We start from the raw sequence: 955 nt of genomic DNA, 5'->3' as shown, positions 1-955 counted from the left end.
AACGCTTTGGAATCCCGGAGGCTCTTGACCTTGGAAACGAGGATGCAGGTATGCCGAAGGAACAGTCGCCGGGGAGCCCGACGACACCTCGATACAGTGCCGAGGAGAAGGCCGCCGCGGTGCGGATGTTCCGATCATTGCGCACTGGGTTGGGCACCGACCAGGGCGCGATGCAGCGAGTAGCTCGTCAGCTGGGCTACGGTGTGGAATCGGTGCGCACCTGGGTGCGATGGGCAACATCGACGAAGGCTTAGCGCCCGGGTAACGACCTCGGAGTCAAAGAAGGTTAAGGAACTCGGACAAGAGATCCGAGAACTCAAGCGCGCCAAAGAAATTCTTAAGCGAGCAGCAAGTTCCTTCGGGGCGGAGCTCGACCGCCAACACAAGAAATAGTCGACTCCATCGACACCAACCGCGAGGAATTCGGGGTCGAGCCCATCTGCACCGTCCTGCGCAGCGCAGGCCTGCAGGCGGCCCCAGAGCACCTACTACGACGCCAAGACGCACCCGCTGTCGGCACGGGCCCCAAGCTCTGGAAAACCGCCCGGCGCAATGGCCATGACACCGGCCGCGACCACGTGGCCCGTCTGATTCACGCCGCTGGCATCGAGGAATTCCGGCGCGGTAAACGGGTCCGCACCAACACGCCCGGTGCGGCGCCGCATCCAGACCTGGTGAATCGCAAGTTCACCGCGACCGCGCCAAACCAGCTCTGGGTCACGGATCTGACGTTCGTGCTCACTTGGGCCGGAGTGGCGTACGTATGTTTCATCATGCGATGCGATGCGCATTCGCGTATGACCGTGGGGTGGCGGGTGACCAGCCATATGCGGACCGCAATGGTGCTCGATGCGTTTGGAAATGGTGCGGTTTTCACGCAGAAATATGTTGCTCAGCTTGATATATCGCTCCGGTGCCGGGTCGCAGTTCGCGTTCATCCACCACGGAGAGCGGC

The 955-nt window shown here is 61.9% G+C and carries 1 pseudogene and 1 other annotated feature; the pseudogene reads left to right on the top strand.

Annotation, left to right across the window (positions count from 1 at the left end):
- Window positions 1-50: 50 nt before the first annotated feature.
- A pseudogene (locus AC5Y5C_RS24855) lies at window positions 51-955 on the top strand (IS3 family transposase); the annotation flags it as partial.
- Window positions 348-479 (top strand) — a sequence feature (AL1L pseudoknot). Its footprint overlaps the pseudogene before it by 132 nt.

This window comes from Mycobacterium sp. NGS15 (assembly GCF_059813245.1).
This window is presented reverse-complemented; position numbering and strand designations above follow the sequence as displayed.